General features: G+C 63.4%; 21 protein-coding genes and 1 tRNA gene. 11 read left to right on the forward strand and 11 right to left on the reverse strand.

Annotated elements, in window-relative coordinates; translation table 11 throughout:
* From ACQKJZ_RS09955 to ACQKJZ_RS09970, 4 genes are all read right to left on the reverse strand, one after another.
* On the reverse strand, window positions 1-868 hold an 868-nt coding region (locus ACQKJZ_RS09955), incomplete at its 3' end, for a peptidogalycan biosysnthesis protein (RefSeq protein WP_427731020.1).
* A gap of 201 nt (window positions 869-1,069) precedes the next feature.
* Entirely contained in the window at window positions 1,070-1,534 is a 465-nt protein-coding gene (locus ACQKJZ_RS09960; protein ID WP_312487361.1) for a RidA family protein, read from the reverse strand.
* A 33-nt stretch (window positions 1,535-1,567) separates the two neighbouring features.
* Window positions 1,568-2,194, reverse strand: coding sequence for an HAD family hydrolase (locus tag ACQKJZ_RS09965; protein WP_427731021.1), 627 nt, complete (start codon window positions 2,192-2,194; stop codon window positions 1,568-1,570).
* Window positions 2,191-2,433 carry a DUF3572 family protein gene (locus tag ACQKJZ_RS09970; RefSeq protein WP_183952987.1) on the reverse strand — a complete coding sequence of 81 codons (243 nt, stop codon included), beginning with the start codon at window positions 2,431-2,433 and terminating at the stop codon, window positions 2,191-2,193. The genes ACQKJZ_RS09965 and ACQKJZ_RS09970 overlap by 4 nt, the downstream gene beginning before the upstream one ends.
* Window positions 2,434-2,499: 66 nt before the next feature.
* Here ACQKJZ_RS09970 and ACQKJZ_RS09975 point away from each other — a divergent pair, with 66 nt between their 5' ends.
* The gene (locus ACQKJZ_RS09975) at window positions 2,500-2,862 is read left to right on the forward strand and encodes a response regulator (protein WP_427731022.1); all 363 of its coding nucleotides are present in this window, start codon (window positions 2,500-2,502) and stop codon (window positions 2,860-2,862) included.
* Between the two features lie 167 nt (window positions 2,863-3,029).
* Here the strand turns inward: ACQKJZ_RS09975 and ACQKJZ_RS09980 are convergent, their stop codons facing one another.
* The 3 genes from ACQKJZ_RS09980 to ACQKJZ_RS09990 form a co-directional block, all read right to left on the reverse strand.
* Window positions 3,030-3,242 (reverse strand): hypothetical protein, encoded by a 213-nt coding sequence (locus ACQKJZ_RS09980; RefSeq protein ID WP_076714163.1) that lies wholly within the window; start codon window positions 3,240-3,242, stop codon window positions 3,030-3,032.
* A 65-nt stretch (window positions 3,243-3,307) separates the two neighbouring features.
* Window positions 3,308-4,003 (reverse strand): RlmE family RNA methyltransferase, encoded by a 696-nt coding sequence (locus ACQKJZ_RS09985; protein ID WP_427731023.1) that lies wholly within the window; start codon window positions 4,001-4,003, stop codon window positions 3,308-3,310.
* The gene (locus ACQKJZ_RS09990; protein ID WP_427731024.1) at window positions 4,000-5,043 is read right to left on the reverse strand and encodes a Ppx/GppA phosphatase family protein; all 1,044 of its coding nucleotides are present in this window, start codon (window positions 5,041-5,043) and stop codon (window positions 4,000-4,002) included. The genes ACQKJZ_RS09985 and ACQKJZ_RS09990 overlap by 4 nt, the downstream gene beginning before the upstream one ends.
* 170 nt (window positions 5,044-5,213) lie before the next feature.
* Between ACQKJZ_RS09990 and ACQKJZ_RS09995 the strand changes: the two genes are divergently transcribed.
* From ACQKJZ_RS09995 to ACQKJZ_RS10005, 3 genes are all read left to right on the forward strand, one after another.
* Window positions 5,214-5,287 (forward strand) — tRNA-Gln (locus tag ACQKJZ_RS09995).
* A gap of 68 nt (window positions 5,288-5,355) precedes the next feature.
* Window positions 5,356-6,921: an ArnT family glycosyltransferase gene (locus ACQKJZ_RS10000; protein WP_427731025.1), complete on the forward strand. Its 1,566-nt coding sequence runs from the start codon at window positions 5,356-5,358 to the stop codon at window positions 6,919-6,921.
* A gap of 730 nt (window positions 6,922-7,651) precedes the next feature.
* Window positions 7,652-8,005, forward strand: a complete 354-nt coding sequence (locus ACQKJZ_RS10005) for a hypothetical protein (RefSeq protein WP_427731026.1) — start codon at window positions 7,652-7,654, stop codon at window positions 8,003-8,005.
* A 430-nt stretch (window positions 8,006-8,435) separates the two neighbouring features.
* Here ACQKJZ_RS10005 and ACQKJZ_RS10010 read toward each other — a convergent pair whose 3' ends face one another.
* Together ACQKJZ_RS10010 and ACQKJZ_RS10015 are read right to left on the reverse strand one after the other, a co-directional pair.
* On the reverse strand, window positions 8,436-8,645 hold the full coding sequence (locus ACQKJZ_RS10010; protein WP_312487331.1) for a helix-turn-helix transcriptional regulator: 210 nt from the start codon (window positions 8,643-8,645) through the stop codon (window positions 8,436-8,438).
* Window positions 8,632-9,054 (reverse strand): hypothetical protein, encoded by a 423-nt coding sequence (locus ACQKJZ_RS10015; RefSeq protein ID WP_427731027.1) that lies wholly within the window; start codon window positions 9,052-9,054, stop codon window positions 8,632-8,634. Before ACQKJZ_RS10015 ends, ACQKJZ_RS10010 begins: the two co-directional genes overlap by 14 nt.
* Before the next feature lie 318 nt (window positions 9,055-9,372).
* Here ACQKJZ_RS10015 and ACQKJZ_RS10020 point away from each other — a divergent pair, with 318 nt between their 5' ends.
* The 4 genes from ACQKJZ_RS10020 to treF all read left to right on the forward strand — a co-directional run bounded on the left by ACQKJZ_RS10020 (window position 9,373) and on the right by treF (window position 15,300).
* Window positions 9,373-9,918, forward strand: coding sequence for an RNA polymerase sigma factor (locus ACQKJZ_RS10020; RefSeq protein ID WP_312487334.1), 546 nt, complete (start codon window positions 9,373-9,375; stop codon window positions 9,916-9,918).
* Window positions 9,911-10,894, forward strand: a complete 984-nt coding sequence (locus ACQKJZ_RS10025) for a FecR family protein (RefSeq protein ID WP_427731028.1) — start codon at window positions 9,911-9,913, stop codon at window positions 10,892-10,894. Before ACQKJZ_RS10020 ends, ACQKJZ_RS10025 begins: the two co-directional genes overlap by 8 nt.
* A 97-nt stretch (window positions 10,895-10,991) precedes the next feature.
* Entirely contained in the window at window positions 10,992-13,682 is a 2,691-nt protein-coding gene (locus tag ACQKJZ_RS10030) for a TonB-dependent receptor domain-containing protein (RefSeq protein ID WP_427731029.1), read from the forward strand.
* 58 nt (window positions 13,683-13,740) lie between these two features.
* On the forward strand, window positions 13,741-15,300 hold the full coding sequence (treF, locus tag ACQKJZ_RS10035; protein ID WP_427731030.1) for an alpha,alpha-trehalase TreF: 1,560 nt from the start codon (window positions 13,741-13,743) through the stop codon (window positions 15,298-15,300).
* Between the two features lie 271 nt (window positions 15,301-15,571).
* Here treF and ACQKJZ_RS10040 read toward each other — a convergent pair whose 3' ends face one another.
* Entirely contained in the window at window positions 15,572-16,249 is a 678-nt protein-coding gene (locus ACQKJZ_RS10040) for a helix-turn-helix transcriptional regulator (RefSeq protein WP_427731033.1), read from the reverse strand.
* 86 nt (window positions 16,250-16,335) lie between these two features.
* Here ACQKJZ_RS10040 and ACQKJZ_RS10045 point away from each other — a divergent pair, with 86 nt between their 5' ends.
* The 3 genes from ACQKJZ_RS10045 to ACQKJZ_RS10055 all read left to right on the forward strand — a co-directional run bounded on the left by ACQKJZ_RS10045 (window position 16,336) and on the right by ACQKJZ_RS10055 (window position 20,100).
* A complete protein-coding gene (locus ACQKJZ_RS10045; protein ID WP_427731031.1) occupies window positions 16,336-16,929 on the forward strand; it encodes a hypothetical protein in 594 nt (197 codons plus the stop codon).
* Between the two features lie 181 nt (window positions 16,930-17,110).
* Window positions 17,111-17,542, forward strand: a complete 432-nt coding sequence (locus ACQKJZ_RS10050; protein WP_427731034.1) for an META domain-containing protein — start codon at window positions 17,111-17,113, stop codon at window positions 17,540-17,542.
* 1,184 nt (window positions 17,543-18,726) lie between these two features.
* Window positions 18,727-20,100, forward strand: a complete 1,374-nt coding sequence (locus ACQKJZ_RS10055) for a recombinase family protein (RefSeq protein WP_427731035.1) — start codon at window positions 18,727-18,729, stop codon at window positions 20,098-20,100.
* Between the two features lie 576 nt (window positions 20,101-20,676).
* Here the strand turns inward: ACQKJZ_RS10055 and ACQKJZ_RS10060 are convergent.
* A partial coding sequence (locus tag ACQKJZ_RS10060) for a hypothetical protein (RefSeq protein WP_427731032.1) occupies window positions 20,677-21,301 on the reverse strand: 625 nt, incomplete at its 5' end.

The raw sequence follows: 21,301 nt of genomic DNA on the forward strand, positions 1-21,301 counted from the left end.
GGGGACTGGGGTTCAGGCGTGTGCTTTTCCGCTTTTTTTTTTTTTTTTTTTTTTTTTTTTTTTCGATGGGCACGCCGTCCCGCTCCGCCAGGATCAAAAGCACCTTGTCGCCCAGCCGCTCGCCGATCCGGTCGAAGGCGGCGCGCGTCAGATAGGGCTGGCCCCATTTGCGGCTGCCGGTGTCCTGGTAGAAGATCCAGAAGGCGTCCCAGTGCTCGGGGCGGATTGCGTCGCCCGACAGATGGCGGATGGTCAGCCCCTGAGTGGCGGCGGCGCGTTCCTTGCGGATCGCCTTGCGCTTGCGGCTGGCCAGCGCCTCCAGGAAATCGTCGAACCGGGCGTATCCGTCGTTGCGCCAGTGGAATTGCACGCCCTTACGGATCAGCCAGCCCGCCGCCTCGAAATACGGCACCTGTTCCGGCGCGACGAAGGTGACATGGGCGGAGGACAGCGCGTTCTGATCGGTGACCGCCTCGATCGCGGCGATCAGCGCGGGCGCAAGGGCCGGATCGCGGAGCAGCAGGCGGGGGCCCGGCACCGGGGAAAAGGGCGAGGCGATCTGAAGCTTAGGATAATATTGGCCGCCAGCGCGCTCCCAGGCATCGGCCCAGCCATGGTCGAAGACATATTCGCCTTGGCTGTGCGCCTTAAGATAGGCGGGCGCGATGGCGGCAGGCCGGCCGTCCAGGCCGTCGATGACGATCGGGGCAGGGGTCCAGCCCGAATGACCGCCGACGCTGTGCGATTCCTCCAGCGCGGTCAGGAAGGCGTGGGAGACGAAGGGGTTGGCGGTGCCGGCGCAGGCATCCCACTCGTTGGAGGGCAGGGCGGCGACGCCGGACAGGATACGCGCGATGGCGGTGGTCATCGCGTCTGGATATGCGGTGTTGGATGGGGTGGGACAAGGGGGTGGGTCGCTTGTGGCGGGTGGCCCTTCCCCCATCTCCTCCCGCTTGCGGGAGGGGAGCGGCCAGAGGCCAGCGAGGAATTCCAACACCGGCCAAACAACACGCCCCTCCCGCAGGCGGGATGGGGGAGGGCAGGGCCGCAAGCGACCCCGCCTAGAGAATCACCCCAGCGCGACGATCGCGTCGACTTCCACCGCCGCACCCAGCGGCAACACCGGCACGCCGACGGCCGAACGCGCGTGGCGCCCCGCCTCGCCGAACAGCGATACCATCAGCTCGGAGGCGCCGTTCGCCACCTTAGGCTGATCGGTGAAGTCGCCCGTCGAATTGACGAAGACGCCCAGCTTCACGATGCGCTTCACGCGGCCCAGGTCGCCGCCAAGATGCTTCTTGATCTGCGCGACCAGCATCAGGCCGCATGCCTGCGCCGCCTTCTGCCCGTCTTCCAGCGAGACGCCCTCGCCCAGCCGTCCGGTGACCAGCTGGCCATCGACGAAGGGCAGCTGGCCCGAAATGTGAAGGAGCCCACCCGCCTCGACGACGGGGACATAGGCGGCGACGGGGGCGGCAGCCTCGGGCAGGGTGAGGCCGAGCTGCTCGAGCGCGCGATCGATATGCGTGGTCATGGGACGAGACATGGCGCGGCGCCACCCCGCCGGTCAAGCCGTGGCGGGACGACCTTCGGCGAAACGCGCCGCGATCCACGTCTCGGCCTGTCGCCAGTCGTCGATGCGCGCATGGGCGTGCGGGGCGGGGGCGACATGCGGCGCCATTTCGGGCTCGGACACCATGTGCAGCCGGTGGACCTGCGGGGCATGTTCGGCGACCGAGGCGTGATGCTGCGCCAGATCGTCGACGAAGACGGTGACGGGATCGCCATGCTCGGCGACGAGCTTCGCCACCGGCGCGCCCTTGCCCCCCGTATTGCACTGGACGTGATGGTGGATGCCGAAGCGCGCAAGCTGTTCGATGCGCGGGGTCCGGCACTCCTCGATCAGATTGGTCAGGATGACGATGTCGGCCTGGGCAGCCAGTGCCGCCAGCGCCTCGGCGGCATGGGGCACCAGCGTCTGGCGCTCCATCTGGCCGGGGAAGAAGCCGTGCAGCAACTCCCAAGCCTCGGCCTGGCTGGGCGCCCGGCCGCCGTCGCGCCGGGTCATCGATCCGAAGAAGTCATGGGTGTCGAGCGCGAAGTCCATGTCATGCGCCTCGTCCAGCCAGCTGCGGAAATGCCGCACCATATGGACCAGCACTTCGTCACAATCACAGATCAGCAGCGGCTTCATGCGTCCTCCAACACCCGGCGGGCGGCGACCAGCGCCTCGGGTCGTTCGTCCAGCGCGTCGGCACAGGCGACCAGATCGGCCTCGTGCGCCTCCAGAAAGGTCAGGATCGCCGCCAGCACACCCGGCTCGCCCGCCCCCGCGCGCAGCTCGACGGGGGACAGGCCGGTCAGCGCCAGCAGGCGTTCGGCCCGCGCCGGGCTTTCCAGCGTCCAGACCAGCGCCTGAAGCGCCAGGTTCATGGCGCGCTCGATTGTATCCGGTGCGGGCATTGCCTATCGTCGTCCCTGGTGACTGGTGGAGCGGGCGTGGCAAGAAAGGTGCTCGTTGTCGAGGACAACGAACTCAATCTGAAACTCTTCTGCGATCTTTTGCGCGCGCACGGCTTCATCGCCGAGCCGGTGCGCGACGGACGCGAGGCGGTCGCCTGCGCGCGCGTGTTCGAGCCCGACCTGATCATCATGGACATCCAGATGCCGTATGTCACCGGCTATGAGCTGATCCTGGAGCTGAAGGCCGACGAGGAACTGCGCCGTATCCCGGTGATGGCGGTCACCGCCTATGCCGGTCGCGAGGACGAGGATCGCATCCGCGCGGCGGGGGCGGACGCCTATGTCTCCAAACCGATCAGCCTGATGCGCTTCATGGAGGCGGTGAACGCGTTGTTGTGAGGGGGGACCCTCCCCCGTTCGCATCGCCCCTAGCCTCCGTTCGCACTGAGCGAAGTCGAAGTGCACGCCCCGAACCTATGCCGCGGGCGCTATCCCGTGGCCTTCGACTTCGCTCAGGCTGAACGGGGGGTGGGATGAACCAAATGTCCACTTTTGGTGGAAAGCGGTCATTCGCCAAAATGCTGAAGGGCAATTGCGATCCCCAACAAGCTAAGGATCGCCCAAAAGGCTGAGAACCCCCAGAATATGGCGGGAGACTTGTCTCGGCTCGTATCAAGGGCCTTGTAGTTGATCGGCATCGCTCCTGTTGCGAACCCGATCCCGAGCACAACGGCTGAGATCAATGCCAGGAGTATGCCAGCCACGTTCGCTTCGTTCATTACCGGATCGTATCGCGTTCTACGATGTCCGCAACTGGGCGAAAGCGGACCCCGCCGCTCCCCCCTCACTCCTCCGAATCGTCCCCCACCAGCGCCGGCTTGCGTCCCTTGAACCCCTGCGCGACGACGAACCATTCCACCGAGCCCTTGCGGCTGGACGGCGGCTTGGCGTGCTTCACGGTGGCGAAGTGGCGCTTCATCTCGGCGACCAGTTGCGAATCGGCGCCGCCTGCGAACACCTTCGACACGAACACCCCGCCGGGCGACAGCACGTCGCAGGCGAAGGCGAAGGCCGTCTCGACCAGCGCCATGGTGCGCAGCGCGTCGGTCTGCGGGTGGCCGACGGTGTTCGCCGCCATGTCCGACATGACCAGATCGGGCGCGCCGCCCAGCGCCTCCATCAGCGTGCCCGGCGCGGCATCGTCCATGAAGTCCATCTCGAAGATGGTTACGCCGTCGATGGGGTCGACCGGCAACAGGTCGATGCCGACCACGCTGGCATTGGGGACCTTGCGCCGGACCACTTGGCTCCAGCCGCCCGGCGCCAGCCCCAGGTCGATGACCCGCTTCTTGCCGCGCAGGAATCCGAACCGTTCGTCCAGCTCGATCAGCTTGTAGGCGGCGCGGCTGCGATACCCTTCCGCCTTCGCGCGGCGGACATAGGGATCGTTCAGCTGACGCTCCAGCCATCGGGTCGATTGGGCGGTGCGCTTCCGGGCGGTGCGCACGCGTTGGTGCAGCCCTGCATTGCCTCTGCTCACGGTCTGGCGATTCCCATCAATCGGCGCAGGATTCCCTCGCGAATCCCACGGTCGGCGATCCCTAGCCGCTCGGCGGGCCAGAGGTCCAATATCGTCTCCAGGATGGCGCAGCCCGCCACCACCAGATCGGCGCGTTCGGGGCCTATGCACGCCACCTTGCCGCGCGCGGCCAGGCTCTTCTTCGACAGGTCGGCGCTGATCGCGCGCATCGCGGCCGTCGGCACGATCAGCCCGTCGACGGCGGCGCGGTCATAATGGCTGAGGCCCAGATGGACGCTGCCCAGCGTCGTCACCGTCCCGCTGGTGCCCAGCAGGCGCGGACGCCGCAAATCGGTGGGCAGCCGCGCGGCGAAGGGCGCGACGCTGTCGGCGACGATGCCGCGCATCCGAGCATAGGCCTCCAGCCGCCCCGCCTCGCCCTCGCCGCCGCCGGCGCTTTCGGTCAACGACACGACGCCCCAGGGCGCCGAATGCCAGTCGAGGATGCGTGGGTTGGGTCCGCGCGTGTCGACCAGCACCAGTTCGGTCGATCCGCCGCCGATGTCGAAGATCAGCGCGGGGTCCTCGCCCGGCTCGATCAGCGCATGGCAGCCGAGCACGGCCAGCCGCGCCTCTTCCTCGGCGGAGATGATGTCGAGATGGATGCCGGTCTCGGCCAGCGCGCGCGCGATGAAGGCGGGGCCGTTGGCGGCGCGGCGACACGCCTCGGTCGCGACCGCGCGCGACAGGGTGACGTTGCGACGCTTCAGCTTGTCGGCGCAGACCCGCAGGGCGGCGATGGTGCGATCAATGGCGGCATCGGACAGCCGGCCGGTCGTCGCCAGTCCTTCACCCAGCCGCACGATCCGCGAAAACGCATCGACCACCGCAAAGCCGCCACCCTGCGGCCGCGCGATCAGCAGGCGGCAATTGTTGGTGCCCAGGTCGAGCGCGGCATAGGCCTGCGCATCCGACCAGCGGCCACGCTGGGGCCGGGGCGGTGCCGAACGGGCAGGGGGCTTGGCCTGCCGGTACGGCCTTCGGGTGGGAACATCCCCCATCGCCGTATCTCGCTTATTCTGTTCTATCCGTCACGGACATGAGCGTCCGCCGGTGCTTGAACACCAAGGTAGCGAGTCGTTACCCATGCGACAAGACGCGAGGCGGCACGAACCGCGCAAAGTCTGTTGACAAGCCCCGACGACCCGCCTAGAGGCACGCCCCTGTCCGATGCCCCGTCGTCTAAAGGTAAGACCACGGACTCTGACTCCGTTAATTGAGGTTCGAATCCTCACGGGGCATCCAGATTTTCCTATATCACCGGTGCCGATCGCTCTATCGCCCATATGGTGATGGGGGATCGAACGCGCGCGATGCGATATGTCGGAGCGGCCATGCTGTTGGGGCTGGCGTCGCTGGCCTTGGCCTGGGTGATGGGCGGGGTCACGGCCAGCTTCCTGGGGCCGGACGAATCGGCCCATTATGTCAACACACTGTTCCTTGCCGACTGGCTGCGCGCCGGTCTGCCCAGCCCGATGACGTTCGCGCGCGACTATTATGTGCATTTCCCCAAGCTTTCGATCGGGCACTGGCCGCCGGGCTGGTATGCGCTGCTGGCGCCGCTCTTTGCGCTGACCTGGCCGTCGCCCTTCGCGGCGGCGATCGGCAGCGCCTTTCTTGCCGGGCTGCCCGCGCTCCTGGTGTTCTGGGGCTTGAACAGGGTCGGCGCACCCCGGTTCGGGCTGGCGGCGGCGTTGGCAATGTTGACGCTGCCTCTGGTCGGGGACAGCGCGCGCGCCTTCCTGCTCGATCAACCGGTCGCGCTGGTCGTCGGGCTGGGCGCGATCGCCTGGCTGCGGGCCGCCGAAGCGCCGGGGTGGGGGCGGTTCGCGCTGTTCGGGGTGCTGGCCGCCTTCGCGCCGCTGGTGAAGGGCAATGGCGCGCTGATCGCGCTGGTGCCCGCGATCGAGATCGCGCTCGCCCGGCGCTGGGCGATCCTGCGCGATCATCGCTTGTGGAGCGTGGCGGTGGCGACGCTGCTGGTGGTCGCGCCTTGGTACGCCGTGTCGTTCCGCATCTCGGCGGGGGGGTTCAATTACGCGCCCGGACCCGCCTATGCCTGGTTGGCGCTGTCGACCAATGTCGCCGCGCTGGTCGCCGATCTGGGATGGATCGGTACCGTGGCGATGGTGGTGGGGGCCATGATGGGCTGGCGTGACGCGCGCGCCCTGCCGGTCGTGCGGCTGGGGATCGCGGTGATCGTCGCGACGCTGGCCTTCCAGTCGCTGATCCCGGTCGCACTCGATCCGCGCTACATCCTGCCCGCCACCCCCTGGGCCATGATGTTGATCGCGACGGCGCTCCTGTTGCTATGGCGGCGCGGCGGCATGGGGCGGGCGGCGGCCGTGATGGTGGGGCTGGCTGCGCTGATCGCGCCCCTGACCGCGCTGGTCCACCTGGCCCCCAAGCGTGACATGGGCGCGCCCGCGATCGTTGCGACGATGCGGACGGCTCCGGGCATATGGATGGTGGATGGCCGTGCGGGTGGCGAGGGCGCGATCATCGCGGAGGCCGCCTATCAGGATCGCGGTCGGCACGCGCTATGGACCGCGCGCGCGTCGCAGTGGCTGTCGGGCAGCGATTTCATGGGACGCGGCTATCACCTGATCGCACGGACGCCGGGCGAGGCGATGGCGATCCTCGATGGCATCGGTGTGGCGGGGGCGGTGGTCGTCCGCGACCGCACCCGCGATGCCTATCCGCACAGTGGCATCCTTCGCCATGCGGTGGCGAGCGGCGACTTCCGAGTCGTGCGGCGCCGCTATCCGCAAGGCGATGGCGAAGTGATCGTGGCGGTGCGACGCAACCCGATCGCGGCGCATCCCGAGCGACTGTCACAAGGCGACATATCCCGCAACCTAAAGGCGATGGCGCGATGAGGCGTTGATCGCGGGGAGATATTGCCGCGCCGACACGCCGCGCCCCGGCGGCCGTCCTTTGGCCGCCGCCCGGCATTTGAACCATGGCGGGACATGGTGCAGCCGATCGGACGAAGCCAGTTACTTGGGTTGCTGAAAAAATTTCGGTCCCGCGACACCGATCCGAGGCGACGACGTAAATGGCAGTCGGCAAGCTACTCTATTGCGCGTCGCGGCGCTTGAACGAACTCCCGCTTTTGGGAAGCGGACAAGCGACTATGAGCGTCTGCATCTGGGGGGCGCTGCCAGCTTCCGCGAAAGCGTCCCAAACAGGACCCATGCGAAAGCCAGCGGAAAGGCTCTCCTGCCTAGTCCGCGGCCGTGGCCTTGTGGAGGTGCTATAAAGAGAATGGTGCACCCAATCGGACGAAACTGGGCACTCAGATTGCTGGGAAATTTTGGTGCCAAGGGGCTGATCTGAAATGATGCGTCTCTTCTGAGCTGATAGACGAATAAAAGGAAATCAGGCGGCTTTGAACGACCGCGCCGTTTTGCTGAGCGTTCATAGTAATACGCTCTCGCGACGCTCCCCTGCGAGCGGACCCCAGCATGACAGATTTGGCACCGTCTTTTGCACCCTGCTTTGGCGCATCGCCGCCAGACCAGGACGAGCTCGACTGAAATGTGAGGCGGCTGCTGGTATCATACAATTTTTACTGCACGGAGGGTGTTTTGAAACTCGAGGTAAAATATGAAAGTTTTCAAAGCCCTTATCGGAAACAGGTTTCATACAAGTGGAGTGTATGTCGCCGCTGCCGACAAGGAGAAGGCATGTGCCGCCATTGAGCGCCATCTCGTTTCTGAAAATTGGCAAGCTATCGAGCATCGGGAATTGGAGTGGTCGAGTGAACTGGAAGGTAGCCGTAAAGCTACCGCTGAGGATCATCGCTACGAGCTGATGCGAGACAGCGTTGAAGCCGAAACGGAGCCGGCGGAAGCCGCTGAATTGAAAACTCACCCATTCTATGGTCCTTTGCTGCAGGACCCCGAAACGGTTGATACCTCAAGCGGACAGACGTGGGGGAACGGCGAGAATTGGGAGTGATACATTCAGAAGATATCAGCTTACCAAGCTGCTGAACCCAAATACCGCAGTCATTTACCTGCCGCCGCTGCCGCAATTCATCAGTCCGGCGAACGGCATCATCTTGGGGCAGGCTCTGGTTCTCAGGACAGTGCAGATCGTCATCAGCGTTTTCGTCAACGTGATGATCGCAATCTCGGCGGCCCGGATCGCTGTGTCACTCACGCAACGTCTTAGCTTCGCGCTGGTCCATCGTTAGGTGATGGACACCGCCCTAGCCGGCTTAGCGGTCAGAATGGCCATTGAAGCACCCGATAGGCCAGACAATCCCCGCCGGGTGCCAGCCTGGCAGGGATGTTAGCAACGCAAGCAGCCGAGGCGTTCCCCTTGGGATCGAATATCGAGAAAGCCCGAACCTTCCCGATATCCCGTCAAAAGGCTCTGAGAGAGGCTAAGCGGAAAGTGAGAATAGCTCCTCGACGGTGGTTTCGAGATGGCGTGCAAGTTTCAGCGAGAGGGTCGTCGAGGGTACGAAGACGCCGTTCTCGATCGTGTTAATCGTCTTGCGGGTCACACCGACGTGATCGGCCAATTGCTGCTGCGTCAGCCCTGCGCGCGTTCGGTGATCGCGCAGGTTCGGCGTCAGCTCACTTTCCGGCATATTCGAAACCCGCGAACGTCAACGCCGCTCCGATGATGGCAGTGGCGAGGGCGATGATGGCGATCGTAGGTGCAGCGATACCAGCCACCGGTGGTTGGAGCGCCGTAATGCCGAGACCGATCAGAGCAATGCTGAAACCCGCTCGGGCGGCACGATGCTGGTTGAGCCGCACCAGTTCATCGTTCAGCATCGACTGCTCGCGCTTGGTCCACCGCAGCAGGCGGGGTATCCCGAATGTCCAGACCAGGCACGCGATCAGGAACACCGCCATCATGAGAAACGGTCGTGGCGATGTGTTCGCCTCGGGACGGGTAACTGCAAATGCGGTGAAGCCGATTGCCGCGATGGCAATGAGCAGCACGTTCCGGCCTCTCCGATCGGCAAAAGACTCAACGGTTTGACGCGACATATCACCCTCCATGTAACGCATAGGCTACTTAGTAACCTATGCGTTACATGGTAAGAGGCATGCTGCTGGGACGTTCCCTATTGAGAACAGCTAGCGAGATGCCTGAGGCGTTCTCGGAATCGATCCCATACGAGACGGGTTGGGGCGTACCGATCGTCATTCCCAATTGAGAACGCACCGGCCCGCCCGCCGTGGAGAAACGTCCTGCCCATCTCCGATGATCGGAAAGCGCGACAGCGACAGCTTCGTTCTTTATCGGCACGGAGCATCCAGCAAACGACCTTGACCCAAGGTGTGGTTCGGCCATGTTGCCGAGCGGTGAACGATACGGCCTCTTCTTCTCAACGTGACCCAGGCCGGGTATCTGTCCTTCGGGATCTGGTCACCTCCTATAGCCGCCCGCTGACTCGCTATTTTCAGCGTCGCGTGGCTGTCTCCCAAGACGTGCCCGATCTAGTGCAGGAGGTATTCCTGCGGCTGAGCCGCATGAACGATCCAGCAGACATACGCGAGCGCGACAGCTTCATTTTTGTGACGGCGGCCAATGTGTTACGCGATCGCGCCCGGCGCGACCGGGCAGGAACGGAGCAGCGAGCGGTTTTTTTCGAAGAATCGATGGAGGAAGGTTCGGAGTTTCCCCCTGACCGCGTCTTAGAAGGAAAGCAGGCCGTCGACTGCATCCGACAAGCGTTGGCCGAGATTCCCGAAAGGACCCGGGACGTGTTCGTGCTGAGGATATTGGAAGGCTGGAAGATGAACGACGTGGCACGGTCGCTCGGCATCTCCACGCGGGCAGCCGAAAAACATCAGGCCCGAGCGCTCGCCCATATCACCGTGCGTCTGGAAGAGCAGGGTCATGTCTGATCCCCGGATGCTGGCAGCGGCCGAATGGGTGGACCGACTGGACTCGGCCGATGCGGATACCAGCGCCCGTTTCGAGGCCTGGCGTGCCGACCCCGCCAATGCGGCGGCCTGGCGCGCGGCCGATGCCGCCCGGTTGAGCGCCGTCGCATTGGCCGACCATCCCGATCTGCTGGCGCTACGTCATGCGGCGGTGGCACGTGCCGTTCGGGACCAGTCCTATCGCGCACGACACAGGTTCTGGGCGATGGCCGCAGCGGCATGCGCCGTCCTTGCCGTACCGGTCCTATGGACCGTGCGGTCCGACCGGACGGCGGGATCGACGATCGCCGCCCAACCGGTGTACCGGACGGATGTCGGCCAGCGGCTCGCTGTCACTCTGCCCGATGGCTCGCGGCTGACCCTGAATACCGCCAGCCAGGTTCATCTGGCCTATACGCCGACTGAACGGCGCTTGATCCTCGACCGGGGACAGGCCTTGTTCGAAGTAGCCAAGCACCAGTCCCGCCCCTTCGTCGTGGTGGGTGGCGGGCAGGCGGTGACGGCACACGGCACCGCGTTTGACGTTCGGGTTCAACCCGGCACGACCCGTGTGGCGTTGATCGAGGGACGCGTGACGGTGGCGCCCGCCGCGCGGCCCCGCGATCTGGGACGGGCGATGGTGGTGGACGATATTCTGACCGCGACACCAGCGGGCGTGAGCATCCGGCATGTACCGGGTGAAGCGGGAATGCTGGCCAGCTGGAGCGAGGGGCGGCTGGTGTTCGCCGACCAATCCCTGGCCAGCGCGACTGCCGAGATGAACCGCTATACCGATCGCCCGATCACCGTCGTCGATCCCCGCGCAGCCGCCCTGCGGATCAGCGGTTCGTTTCGGACGGGGGAAATCGAACCGTTTCTCAGTGCGTTGCAGTCCGGCTTCCCCGTCACTGTCAGCCGCAGCGAAACGGGCGCGATCCGTATTTCCTATCGATCGTAAATTTTTTTGACGGGCATGGTTCGGGCTTTCGGATCGCGTGCGTCTTTAGCCCCTGATTGACCTCGCTGGAGGGTCAACGATCAAAGGGGTGGATTGCATGAAAAAGGGAAAGTCGGCTCTGCTGCGCGGCGTCGTGCTGACGACATTGGCGCTGGGCATGGCAGGCACGTCGTTCGGTGCATCGGCGCAGGCAGCGGTCGGCGTGCATATCGAGCGGCAGGATTTGGGCAGCGCGCTGCTGTCGCTGTCACGGCAGAGCGGCCAGCAGATTCTGTTCGCGCCCGATCTGGTCCGTGGCAAGAAGGTGCAGCCGGTCAGCGGCCGCATGACGATCGAGGGAGCGCTGTCGACCCTGCTGAAGCGTACCGGCCTGCGATATCGCCTGACATCGGGTGGGGCCTATGTCGTCGTTGCGGGTGAACATGCTGCAACAACGGCCGCTGCCCCCGTGGCGATGCAGGCTGCTACGCAAACCACGGCACCTGTCACGGCAACCGCGGATGAAGGACAAAACCAGCCGGACATCATTGTCGTCGGCACCGCTGGCGGCGGCACCCGACGCCAGGACGCGGCCTATGCCGTTACGACCATCAACAGCAGCCTGGCACAGCGGCTGGGCACGGCCAGCACCGCCGAAGTACTGCGCGCGGTACCCGGCGTCAGCACCGAGTCGTCGGGCGGCAAGACCGGCGCGAACATCTTCGTGCGCGGCTATCCGTCGGGCGGCGATGCCGAATTCGTCACCTTCCAGACCGAAGGCGTGCCCTTCTTTCCACCGCCCACCCTGTCCTTCCTCGAAAATACGCAGCTGATCCGCATCGATGAGACGGTGCAGCGCGTCGAGGCGGTTCGCGGTGGCACCGGCGCCCTGTTCTCGAACGGCCAGCCGGGCCTGACGGTCAATCTGGTGCAGCGCGAGGGCAAGCAGAAGCCGGAGGGCCTTCTCAAGCTGTCGGGTACCGATTTCGGCGAATTTCGCGCCGATACCTACGTCTCCGGCCCGATCGACAGCCGGACGACCTATATGGTCGGCGGCTATTACTCGGTCGCGCGCGGCATCCGCGATCCGCAATTCCAGGCCGAGCGGGGCGGACAGCTGACCGCCAATATCCGCCACGACTTCGACAGCGGCTCGATCCTGGTGTTCGGCCGCTATCTGGACGACCGTGGCCAGTGGCTGCTGCCGATCCCGATCGTGCAGGACGGCAGCAAGATCAGCCAATATGGCAATTTCGACGCGGGTACCGGCACGCTGGCCGGGAATGACAATCGCTTCGGTATCCGCAACGACGGCTCCCGCGTCGATCTGGCCAATGGCCGCGGCGCGCGGATCGGCAATATCGGCGGCAATTTCGACTATGATTTCGGCGGGGGCGTGTCGTTCCGCGATCGGGCGAGCTGGCTGAAAGGCGATGCCGACACCACCGGGCTGGTGCCGGTCGGCGCACCGGTGTCCGCCACTGCCTATGCCCAGGCGAAGGGTGGTACGATCCGCACCCTGAACTTCGTAACCGGCGGGGCTGCCGTGTCGCCCAATCAGGCGGTGGTCGAAGCGGGCATGTGGACCGTTCAGAAGCGGATCAGTGCCTTCGTCAACGATGCCGCACTGGCCTGGAAGTCGGGGCGCAACACACTGACTGGCGGGGTCTATTACGCACATTCCACGTCGCGCGACGTCTGGAACCTGGGCAATTCGCTGCTGCTGACCGCCGAGCCCAATGCGCGCCGGCTGAACATGACGCTGACCAACGGCGCGATCGTCACCCGCGACGGCTTTTCCAGCGGATCGTTCTTCAAGGTCAATGCGGATTACAAGAGCGATGACATTGCGGGCTACGCCGTTGACGAGTTCCAGGTAACCGATCAGCTACGGATAGACGGCGGCATCCGCTATCAGCATCATTCGGTCGACGGCACGTTGGAAAATTTGGCGGGTGCGTCGCCGGCGGGTGGGCTCGATGGCAATCCGTTGACGCTGTACGACAACAGCGAGGCGCAGCTGAACGGCACGTTCCGCACGATCCGCTATCGTGGCGGTGCCTGGTCGTGGACGGCGGGCGCCAATTACGACGTGACGAACCAGATCGGCCTGTTCGCCCGCTACAGCCGCGGCAACAGCTTCCCCTTCTTCGACAATCTGCGCGACGGGATCGATATCGCGCCGCAGGTCAATGGGTATGAGGGCGGGGTCAAGATCACGACCGGCATGGCCAACCTGTATGCGACCGTGTTCCACAACCGCTTCGAGGGTTTGGCTAGCACGAACATCACCAGCGGCGCGCCCATCGCGTCGATCGGCGGCGCGAAGGCGACCGGGGTTGAACTGGAAGGTCAGCTCCGGCCGTTCGCGGGCTTCTCGATCGGCGGGTCGGCGACCTATCTGGACGCCAAGTACGAGGACTTCTTCACCGACAACGGGCGTACCGACCTGACCGGCAACGTCGTCCAGCGCCAGCCGAAATGGCAATGGCGCGTCACCCCCGCCTATAATCTGGAGTTCGGCGGCGAGACGAAGGCGGCGGTGTTCGCGACGCTCGGCTATGTCGGGGATCGTTTCTCCGACGTGCAGAACCAGCAGCTCCTGCCGCATTACTACAAGCTGGATGCGGGTGTAACCTTCGACCTCAACCGCCAGGTCCAGTTCTCCGTGCTGGGCGATAATCTGACCAACGTGATCGGTTTGACCGAGGGCAACCCCCGGACGATCGGATCGCAGGGCAGCGGGGTGATCCTGGCGCGGCCGATCGTCGGCCGGTCGGTCCGCTTCGCGGCGGGCTTCCGTTTCTAAAAAAAACCTTTCGGCCGGAGGAATGATTTCTCCGGCCGACATTTTCAAAGAGACCGACATGCGCAGCTTGACGAAGTTCGCCGCCACCCTGCTGCTGCTGGCCAGCCCCGCTTTCGGAGCGGAGCAGAGCCCGGCGAGCCTTTACGGCCCGCTATTCGCGGCGGTGCAGACCCAGCACATCTTCGCCGATGGCAAGACCTTCGCCGATGCCGTGGCCAAGCGCGATCCCGCCGCCATCCTGGCCGACTATGCACGGGAGAAACCGGAAGGACCGGCGCTGAAGGCCTTCGTACTCGCCAACTTCGTCGTTCGGGGTGAGAACGATCGCGGCGACATCCGCGCGCATGTTCGAGGGCTGTGGCCGCAGCTCACCCGCCCGCCACTGGCGGCGCAGCCCGGCAGTTCCGCGCTGCCGCTACCGCGTCCCTATGTCGTGCCCGGCGGACGCTTCCAGGAGATCTATTACTGGGACAGCTATTTCACGATGTTGGGGCTGAAGGCCGATGGCCAGCAGCAGCTGATCGAGGACATGATCGATGATTTCACCGCCCTGATCGAGCGCTATGGCCATATCCCCAATGGCACGCGCACCTATTATCTCAGCCGGTCGCAGCCGCCTTATTACGCGCTGATGCTCGACCTTTCCACCAACCGCGACCCGGCGGTCGCGGCGCGACGACTCAAGGCGCTGCGTACCGAATATGATTTCTGGATGCGCGGGCGAGACTGTGTGGCCGGGACAGGCGCATGCCAGCGCGTCGTGCGGATGCCCGATGGCAGCCTGCTCAACCGTTATTATGACGACAAGGACACGCCTCGCGACGAAAGCTATGCCGAGGATGTCGCGGTTGCCGCCAGGGCGCCGGATCGCCCGGCGGCCGAGGTCTATCGCGACCTGCGCGCCGGGGCGGAGAGCGGCTGGGACTTTTCGTCGCGCTGGCTGCGCGATCCGCGATCGCTGGCGACGATCCACACCACCGACATCGTGCCGATCGATCTCAACAGCCTGATCTGGGCGATGGAGCGGCGGATCGCAACGCGCTGCGAAGCGGCACGCGATGCCGCCTGCACGCGCGACTTCACCGCGCTGGCCGCGCGGCGCAAGGGCGCGATCGACCGCTATCTCTGGCAGGCGTCGCAGGCGCGCTATGCCGACTGGGATCTATCGAACCGCGCCCCCACGCCGGTCATCAGCGCGGCCACGCTTCAGCCGCTGTTCGTCGGACTGGCCTCGCCCGCGCAGGCCGATGCGGTGGCGCGGACGACGCAGGCCAAGCTGCTTGCGACGGGTGGTCTGCGCACCACGACGCTCAGGACCGGGCAGCAATGGGACGAGCCCAATGGCTGGGCACCGCTGCAATGGATCGCGATCGAAGGGCTGGCATCGACCGGCCATGAACCGCTGGCGCGTCAGATCGCGCAGCGGTGGGTCGATACCGTTACCACCGCCTATTCCGATACCGGCAAGATGCTGGAGAAGTATAATGTCGATGAGCGCACGCCGGGCGGGGGAGGCGAATATCCGGTGCAAGACGGCTTCGGCTGGACCAACGGCGTGACCAGCGCGATCCTGGCGCGGTGGCCGATCGAACATCTAGGTTCCACCGGCGCGAATTGAGGCGGCCTTTGTCGGTTTGCCGCAAACGCTTTTTCTGCCCTCGTAGCAGGCACGGTTCCGAGGAACGCCGAACTGCGTGATGTCACGGATCGACGCGATATGCCGGTCCGTCCAGCATTGATCTGGATGGAACATTGCATTCCCATCTTCCATGCGGCCATGGGCATTTGAGAGTACGTGGAAGTTCCCGTTCCCAGATCCCAATGGGAAAGCCCCGTCCGTCTCGCTGGCGGTTCCCAAACGACAAGCGGGTTCTGGCGGGTTTGGGCCGTCATAGCGTCTTCAGATAGTCCTCGAAGCGCCGTCCCTTTTCATGCCGGAAGGTGATGCCGGTGGTGCTGATGATAGCAATCCGGTCGGCTCGGAAATTGCGAAAATCGTCCCGGGTTTCGCACCAACCAGTAAGAAGCCAAGCTGAATCAAACAGGGTCAGCCCGAGCGGCCGTATCGTCCGCTCGCTCTCGTTACCTGAAAGGTCCGTATAGGTGATGCGGAGGATCAAGCGCTGGCGTATGGCATCGCGCAATAGGCTCAGATGGGCCTTGGCACCCTCGCTTTCCGCTGTCTCCTTAGACACCGCCCGTAGTGGCAGGTTTGAGTAGGTTGCCTGCCGGTTGGGTTCCATCGATGCGGCAAACTTCGCCGAGGCGCGCCGCGCGGCGGCAGCCAGCGGTTCGTCGCTTCTCGCCGCGATCAGCCGCATCCCCAGCATGACCGCATCCATTTCGTCATGATCCAGATGCAGCGGCGGCAGAAAATAGCCCCGTTCGAGCTGGTATCCGACGCCTGCTTCTCCGCGGACCGGCGCACCCATGGCCTGCAACGTCACCATGTCGCGATAGATTGTCCGCACCGACACGCCGAGCATCTGGGCGAGCGCATCCGCCGAGATCGGAACCGTCCGCCCGCGGAGGTGATCGAGGAGCGCGAAAAGCCGTAACGAGCGTATGAGAAAGCTGTCGTTCTATCCTGACGAAAACTGTCAGGGACGGCGTGTACCTCGCGGTCCCACGAACGTCACCGTCGGGAATCATCATGACCGCCATTTGCTATGAGATCGTCACTTACAGGACCAAGGATACGGACCAGGCGGACATGGTTCGCGAGGATGCAAGGGCGCTGCTCACCAGCCAACCCGGTTTCATCGCCTGGACGCCGTTCAAAGGTATGAACGACGCAAACGAGCGGGTCGATCTAGTCGCCTGGACCGATCATCATAGCGCACGCGTCGCCGCGCAAATGGTTGCGAACGATGCTGAATTCGCCGACTTTCGCGGTTCGGTAGCGACGGTTACGAGCATGGCCCACTACTTCGCGGCATCATTCGACCCGCAGCCGGTCCCGGCGGGGAGTGGCATCGAGCTTGGTCTCAGACTGAAGCCCGGCACCGAGGAGAGCTCGATGCGAGTTGCCTATGCGGCGATGGTGTCCCGTCATCTGACGCACCAGCCAGGGTGGCGGCGCCAGCATCTTGTGAAGCTACAGGATGGCACGTTCATCGATCTGGCCTTTGCCAGTGACCAGGATCACGCCGAAGCGATCTGCGCTGGTTGGATCGGCAACGCGGATTGTGAGCATTTTCTCTCCATGATTGAGCCCGTTAGCATGGAGTTCGGCACGATCGTTTGAGTTGGCTGTGCAGGCCCGGGCTTTCCCAAAATTCGATCCTAATGGGAACGGCCCCGGCCGTCTCGTTGGCCGTTTGCATTTGGGAAGCGCGTACCAACACGTCCGTCGATAATCGGTCGCATCGGCACGTCATGGTATTCAGGAGAGGATGATTGAGGACAGCATCATGAGGCGTGTGTCGATGCTAGTGGCAGCCACCCTGAGCGGCTGCGCGCCCGTTCCAGACGCCACCGGCATATCTCAACCCGATCTCGTGGATCAGGTTTGGACTTTGCGGACACTGCAAGGTGAAACGCTATCGGGCGAGCGGATCGCGACGCTACGACTTGGTCCCGATGGCGCAGTAACCGGGACGTTGGCCTGTAACACGGTCGGTCCGAGCAAACTTCGGTGGACGCGCTTGCCACGCGGATCGCGCGGGACAATCGATGCAGATGGTACTGGAGCCGGCATAGTTACGACAGTCGGGTGTGGAAACACATCGGCGGTCAGGTTGGCCGGTCGGTTCTGGCAGCTCATGGATACGGCAGAGAGCTGGTCACTTCAGCATGGAGGTCTTCGGGTAATCTTTGCTGACGCAACCGACGCCTATCTGGTCCCGATTAAGCCATAGCTTTCCCAAATCTCGATCGCGGATATCGGGAATGGCTCATGTGATCGACGTGGGCCGCATGTAACGGAGCCCACGACCAACTCCTACCTTGGATCGCTCAATCCCAGCACTACGAAAAATGGGTTGCCGCATGAGCCCGCTTGCCTCCGTTCCTCGCCAGCAGTGGGCGGCATAGGTTCACCCGAAAGGGACCAGACATGGGGCGTACGCCCCCCGCGCTCATCGCCGAGCGCAATGCGCTCCGCTGCATGGTTGGTGAACACGGGCGCATAGTCCGATCCTTCAGCCGAGAGCACCAGGCACCGACCACGCAGTTGGAACGTTCCGCGTCGCTCCACCGCATCATGTCCTGCTGCGGCCTGCCCAGCACGTATCCGCCCCCATGCATCCAGAACAGCACCGGGCGTACGCCCGATGACCTAATACGTTCGCAAACCAGAAGCGGCGTTGCAGGCTCTCCAGCACTGCGGGGTACATGATGAGTGGTGACCTGGATGCCAGTAGCGTCGTTCGTTCGCGCTGCCGATAACCGCTTCAACAGCGGGCGGTTACCGCGTTGATATTTAAGGGCGCATAGAGAAGTGGGGAACGCAACTCCGGGGCAACGGGAGCCATCTTGCGCGCTCGTCTCGATATAATTGCAGTAGTGATCGCTCCTGCTCCAGCAGCAAGAAGCCAACTCTTTCGATTTAGGCCACCATTGGCATTTGCCGAAGAGTTCTTAGCGCGGTCTGGCACTAGATCAATCTCCCAAGTGGGCACCGGCACCGAAAGCTTGAGCAAGCGGTTTTAGTCATCACCATCGGCGACTTGTCAGCCTGAGGATCTCGCTTTGGCCGTTAGGAGACGTTCCCGAAAACGATGGTGAATTGGGAAACGGAGAGCTTTCCCAGAAACTGTCTCGATTGCACACCTATAGGCCAATCGGACTGGCATCTGCCCGCTCATCCTCGAAAAATACGGCACGCCAATGGTGTCGCCGCGGTTTTGTTCGATCAAGTTGGAAAGATGCCGCGGCTGGCGGGGAACCGCAAAGTGAAGTTGCGTTTCATCTCAAGACGATAAACACGGCCTGGAAAGGGCGCGATGAGCCGGAATACCGACGTGAGCACGACGCACCGAAATAGCATGGACACGAACTTCCTCGCGGGAGGCGGCGAGATGGGGGCGCGAATGCGGTCGATCTGGTCCTGATGTTCATGTTCAGCCGTATGGCCAGAAACATGCGTTTGTTCTTCGACGTGGTGGGCAAGCTGGACGACGCAGGCGTCGAGGTTCGGTCGATCACCGAGGATTTCGGTCAGGGCCGTGGCCAGCGGATCGGCCGGACGATCACGGCGATGATGAACGAGGAGCAGGCGCGAGACGCGGCAATCCTCACGCGGAAGAGCCGCAGGGAGAATGCGCGGCAAGGCTTCTACAATGGCGGCCCGGTGTCGTTCGGCTACGAGACCTACGTCGCCCGGCAGGACGGCGAGAAGGAACGGCGAAAGCTGGCGATCGTCGAAGCCGAAGCGGCGATCGTACGCCAGATTTTCGATTGGGCCGACATCGGACGCGGCGGGCGCTGGATCGTCAAACAGTTGAACGAAGCAGGGCGAACCCTCCGCGGTGCGAGGTTCGCCAACAGCAACGTCGCCGGCATTCTGGCTCGCGAGGTCTATACCGGCGTCTATCACGATCGTACCGCCGACGACGATGGGATCACCCCGGACGTGGAAGACGCCATCGCGGTCACCTGTCCCCCGATCATTGCTCGGGATCAGTTCGATCGCGTGGCCGCCATGCGGGCAACGCGCAATCCCAGGCGGATGGCACCGCATGTCGCCGCCGGCACCACGCTACTCACCGGGGTCGCCCGCTGCGGCATGCCCGGCTGTTCGAGCGGCATGACGATCCGCACGGGGAAAGGTGGTCGCTATACCTACTACGTCTGCAACGACCGGGTGAACCGTAGCGGCACCTGCGCCTGTCCGAGCATCCGGCGCGAAAAGCTGGACAGCCTAGTTCTGGATGCGATCGAGGCAAGGTTGCTGGCGCGAGATCGGTTGCGCACATTGCTCGCTGGCGTTCTCGATGTCTCACAAAGTCGACAGGCGGAACGTGAGGCGGACCTTACCCGAAGCCGTTCGGAGCGGACGCGGCTCAACACTGCGATCAGTAATCTGCTGATCCTGATCGAAGAAGGGACGATGAGCGCGAGAGACCCGGCGTTTGTCGACCGCATGGCGACCAACCGGGCGGCACTGGCGGCGGTATCAAGCCGGATCGATGTGCTGGAAGCGCAACTGGCGAAGGGCAAGCGCAGGATTGACGAGCAAACGATCGACCGTTTCGGCGACATGCTTCGCAAGAAAATGCGAAGCGACGACAGCACGCTCCGTTCGTCCTACCTCAAAATGTTCGTCTCGAACGTCAGCGTGTCGGATCACGAGGTCGTTATCTCGGGCCCCGTGTCGAGCTTGGAAAATGGCGTTTCTGTCGGACTTCCCGTCAAAGAGGGCGCGGTGCCCATCTTTGACCGGGAGTGGTGCCGCTTACAGGACTCGAACCTGTGACCCCCGCATTACGAAGGCTTATCACGTAGGAACAAAAACACAGCGATTGGAATGCGTTGTGTCAAATGTAACTTTGAGATTTGGCCTTTCCCAGCCGCTTCCCAGATTGGGGTGAACTGTCCCATGGGCAGTTGCCTAGCCAAGGTGCTTTGGCGTGGGAAAAACCAAAAATGCGACCTGTGCCAGACCTACAGAGCAGCTACCGCAGGGGACGGTGATGCGGACGATGTTGGCCATCGAAGCAATCGCCGCGCGAGCAGCCGGTGTGCCGTTCATGATGCTCGAAGTGTGCCGCTTGGCCTGTGGAGCCGACTGAATGGGCTCGGACTTGCCCACCGCACTCCCCGCACCGCATGCGCCGAGTACGTGGCATCTTAAGTGCCAAATCGATGTCGATCGACTGCCAAATGTTGTTTGCCCACAGTTCGCAATCCGTTGATCTTGCCATCCAAACTCCCCTGTTCAGGTGCGATCTGGTCTCGTTTGCCTATATGGAACGCCAAATGCAGCTTGGCCAAGCAACACTCTTCTGATCGACGCTGTTGAAGGCAAGTCGGTCATAAAGTGCGTATGGCATCAGTCGATGGATAAGCGGAAAAGGTTATCCAATTCGGTATAGGCATTTTCCAAAAGCGCTACGGCGGCGGCGAGCGGCTGCAAAGCAATCTCGAATGAGTCATTCTCAAAGGCTTTCGCTAGCTCCTCGACATCGATCAGGAATGGAATGTAAATTCGGGCTCCTGCGCTGTCGTAACGAAAGCCTTTGGCGACCAGCGCATCCACGATGGCGTCATTGTTGCGAAGTCGTTTTTTCCATGGGCCGTGATTCAATCGGTCGTCTGCGATAAAAAGGCCCATGGTGGCACGGGTGGGCCAAGCGCCGGTGAATGAGGCGAGCCATGACCATTCGGCATCGGGGCCGGGCTCCTCCCGCTCATCCAATTCGACGTAAAAAGGCGGATGCTTGGAATCGCCGTCCGCTTGTGCCCAATCAGGATGCGTTAGCCAAATCTCGCATTCGTCCGCTTCGACATCGCTGTTCCAGCCGATCGCCGATGCGGCGGCTTGCACAACATATCCTGCCTCCACCCATAGCCGAGGATCAATGGACTTGCCCCGGAAAAGTGGAGAGTTCCCTTGAGGTGAAAGGCGAACTCGATGACGAAGCAGCGACGTTTCACGAAGGAATTCGAGGAGGAAG

Origin of the sequence: Sphingomonas sp. NPDC019816, assembly GCF_050274375.1 — a bacterium.
Taxonomy (GTDB): domain Bacteria; phylum Pseudomonadota; class Alphaproteobacteria; order Sphingomonadales; family Sphingomonadaceae; genus Sphingomonas.

Excerpts from the sequence above, each read along its gene's own strand:
- ACQKJZ_RS09960 (WP_312487361.1), bottom strand. The coding sequence starts at position 1,534 with ATGACCACGCATATCGATCGCGCGCTCGAGCAGCTCGGCCTCACCCTG.
- ACQKJZ_RS09965 (WP_427731021.1), bottom strand. The coding sequence starts at position 2,194 with ATGAAGCCGCTGCTGATCTGTGATTGTGACGAAGTGCTGGTCCATATG.
- ACQKJZ_RS09970 (WP_183952987.1), bottom strand. The coding sequence starts at position 2,433 with ATGAACCTGGCGCTTCAGGCGCTGGTCTGGACGCTGGAAAGCCCGGCG.
- ACQKJZ_RS09980 (WP_076714163.1), bottom strand. The coding sequence starts at position 3,242 with ATGAACGAAGCGAACGTGGCTGGCATACTCCTGGCATTGATCTCAGCC.
- ACQKJZ_RS09990 (WP_427731024.1), bottom strand. The coding sequence starts at position 5,043 with ATGGGGGATGTTCCCACCCGAAGGCCGTACCGGCAGGCCAAGCCCCCT.
- ACQKJZ_RS10000 (WP_427731025.1), top strand. The coding sequence starts at position 5,356 with ATGCGATATGTCGGAGCGGCCATGCTGTTGGGGCTGGCGTCGCTGGCC.
- ACQKJZ_RS10005 (WP_427731026.1), top strand. The coding sequence starts at position 7,652 with ATGAAAGTTTTCAAAGCCCTTATCGGAAACAGGTTTCATACAAGTGGA.
- ACQKJZ_RS10010 (WP_312487331.1), bottom strand. The coding sequence starts at position 8,645 with ATGCCGGAAAGTGAGCTGACGCCGAACCTGCGCGATCACCGAACGCGC.
- ACQKJZ_RS10015 (WP_427731027.1), bottom strand. The coding sequence starts at position 9,054 with ATGTCGCGTCAAACCGTTGAGTCTTTTGCCGATCGGAGAGGCCGGAAC.
- ACQKJZ_RS10025 (WP_427731028.1), top strand. The coding sequence starts at position 9,911 with ATGTCTGATCCCCGGATGCTGGCAGCGGCCGAATGGGTGGACCGACTG.
- ACQKJZ_RS10030 (WP_427731029.1), top strand. The coding sequence starts at position 10,992 with ATGAAAAAGGGAAAGTCGGCTCTGCTGCGCGGCGTCGTGCTGACGACA.
- treF (WP_427731030.1), top strand. The coding sequence starts at position 13,741 with ATGCGCAGCTTGACGAAGTTCGCCGCCACCCTGCTGCTGCTGGCCAGC.
- ACQKJZ_RS10045 (WP_427731031.1), top strand. The coding sequence starts at position 16,336 with ATGACCGCCATTTGCTATGAGATCGTCACTTACAGGACCAAGGATACG.
- ACQKJZ_RS10050 (WP_427731034.1), top strand. The coding sequence starts at position 17,111 with ATGCTAGTGGCAGCCACCCTGAGCGGCTGCGCGCCCGTTCCAGACGCC.